Raw genomic sequence first — 3,034 nt, forward strand, 5'->3', positions numbered from 1 at the left:
TGAACCTTGAAAACTAGATAAGAAACAACATGCCAGAACATCAAACTTTAAAGCAAGACAATTTTTATTGTCGCGAATTTAAGCATCATGCGTTATTAGTTAAGTGAAGAAGGGCGCACGGTGGATGCCTTGGCACTAGGAGCCGATGAAGGACGGGACTAACACCGATATGCTTCGGGGAGCTGTAAGTAAGCTTTGATCCGGAGATTTCCGAATGGGGGAACCCGCTATCCGTTGTTGGATAGTACGTATCACTGAATACATAGGTGATACGAGGCAGACCCGGGGAACTGAAACATCTCATTACCCGGAGGAAGAGAAAGCAAATGCGATTTCCCAAGTAGCGGCGAGCGAAACGGAATCAGCCCAAACCAGAAGGCTTGCCTTCTGGGGTTGTAGGACACTCCTTTGGAGTTACAAAGAAACCATGTAGACGAAGCGGCTTGGAATGGCCCGCCATAGAAGGTAAGAGCCCTGTACTTGAAATGTGGTTTCCTCCGGAGTGTATCCTGAGTACGGCGGAACACGTGAAATTCCGTCGGAATCCGGGAGGACCATCTCCCAAGGCTAAATACTCCCTAGTGACCGATAGTGAACCAGTACCGTGAGGGAAAGGTGAAAAGCACCCCGGAAGGGGAGTGAAATAGAACCTGAAACCGTGTGCCTACAAGTAGTCGAAGCCCGTTAATGGGTGACGGCGTACCTTTTGTAGAATGGACCGGCGAGTTACGATCCCCTGCAAGGTTAAGTTGTATAGACGGAGCCGCAGCGAAAGCGAGTCTGAATAGGGCGATATAGTAGGTGGTCGTAGACCCGAAACCGTGTGATCTACCCATGTCCAGGGTGAAGGTCAGGTAACACTGACTGGAGGCCCGAACCCACGCACGTTGAAAAGTGCGGGGATGAGGTGTGGGTAGGGGTGAAATGCCAATCGAACACGGAGATAGCTGGTTCTCTCCGAAATAGCTTTAGGGCTAGCCTCAAAGGATGATGGTTGGAGGTAGAGCACTGATTGGACTAGGGGCCCTCATCGGGTTACCGAATTCAGTCAAACTCCGAATGCCAATCAATCTACTTTGGGAGTCAGACCATGGGTGATAAGGTTCATGGTCGAAAGGGAAACAGCCCAGACCGCCAGCTAAGGTCCCAAAGTGTGTGTTAAGTGGAAAAGGATGTGGCGTTGCTTAGACAACCAGGATGTTGGCTTAGAAGCAGCCATCATTGAAAGAGTGCGTAATAGCTCACTGGTCGAGTGACGCTGCGCCGAAAATATACCGGGGCTAAACACACCACCGAAGCTGCGGATTGACATCTACGATGTCAGTGGTAGGAGAGCGTTCTAAGGGCGGTGAAGGTCGATCGTGAGGACGGCTGGAGCGCTTAGAAGTGAGAATGCCGGTATGAGTAGCGAAAAAAGAGTGAGAATCTCTTTCATCGAAAGCCCAAGGTTTCCTGAGGAAGGCTCGTCCGCTCAGGGTTAGTCGGGGCCTAAGCCGAGGCCGAAAGGCGTAGGCGATGGATAACAGGTTGATATTCCTGTACCACCTAAATCCGCTTGAACGATGGGGGGACGCAGGAGGATAGGGAAAGCGCGCTGCTGGTCATGCGCGTCCAAGCCGTGAGGAAGTTGAGCAGGCAAATCCACTCAACATTATTCCAGGCGGTTATGGGGAGGGAAATTTAGTACCGAAGTTCCTGATTTCACACTGCCAAGAAAAGCCTCTAGTGAGGAAATAGGTGCCCGTACCGCAAACCGACACAGGTAGGCACGGTGAGTAACCGAAGATGATCGGGAGAACTCTCGTTAAGGAACTCGGCAAAATGACCCCGTAACTTCGGGAGAAGGGGTGCTTCTTTTTAGGAGAAGCCGCAGTGAAAAGGCCCAAGCGACTGTTTAGCAAAAACACAGGTCTCTGCAAAGCCGTAAGGCGAAGTATAGGGGCTGACACCTGCCCGGTGCTGGAAGGTTAAGGGGAATGGTTAGGGACTTCGTCCCGAAGCTGTGAACCGAAGCCCCAGTAAACGGCGGCCGTAACTATAACGGTCCTAAGGTAGCGAAATTCCTTGTCGGGTAAGTTCCGACCCGCACGAAAGGTGCAACGACTTGGGCACTGTCTCAACGAGAGACCCGGTGAAATTATACTATGCGTGAAGATGCGCATTACCCGCGACAGGACGGAAAGACCCCGTGGAGCTTTACTGTAGCCTGATATGGAATGTTGGTACAGCTTGTACAGGATAGGTGGGAGCCTTAGAAGCCGGAGCGCCAGCTTCGGTGGAGGCATCCGTGGGATACCACCCTGGCTGTATTGACATTCTAACCCAGAACCGTTATCCGGTTCGGAGACAGTGTCAGGTGGGCAGTTTGACTGGGGCGGTCGCCTCCCAAAGAGTAACGGAGGCGCCCAAAGGTTCCCTCAGAATGGTTGGAAATCATTCGTAGCGTGCAAAGGCAGAAGGGAGCTTGACTGCGAGACCTACAAGTCGAGCAGGGACGAAAGTCGGGCTTAGTGATCCGGCGGTGCCGTATGGAAGGGCCGTCGCTCAACGGATAAAAGCTACCCCGGGGATAACAGGCTTATCTCCCCCAAGAGTCCACATCGACGGGGAGGTTTGGCACCTCGATGTCGGCTCATCGCATCCTGGGGCTGTAGTCGGTCCCAAGGGTTGGGCTGTTCGCCCATTAAAGCGGTACGCGAGCTGGGTTCAGAACGTCGTGAGACAGTTCGGTCCCTATCCGTCGTGGGCGTTGGAAGTTTGAGAGGAGCTGTCCTTAGTACGAGAGGACCGGGATGGACGCACCGCTGGTGCACCAGTTGTTCCGCCAGGAGCACAGCTGGGTAGCTACGTGCGGAAGGGATAAGTGCTGAAAGCATCTAAGCATGAAGCCCCCCTCAAGATGAGACTTCCCATCATTTTAAATGAGTAAGATCCCTCAGAGACGATGAGGTAGATAGGTTCGAGGTGGAAGCGTGGTGACACGTGCAGCTGACGAATACTAATCGATCGAGGACTTAACTAAAAACGAAAAGCG

General features: G+C 52.6%; 1 rRNA gene. It reads left to right on the top strand.

The features are described 5' to 3' along the window. The first annotated feature begins 97 nt into the window (after positions 1 to 97). Positions 98 to 3,022: ribosomal RNA gene (locus AB1K91_RS19905) — 23S ribosomal RNA — on the top strand. Positions 3,023 to 3,034 lie beyond the last annotated feature (12 nt).

The organism is Terribacillus jepli (assembly GCF_047228925.1).
Taxonomy (GTDB): domain Bacteria; phylum Bacillota; class Bacilli; order Bacillales; family Amphibacillaceae; genus Terribacillus.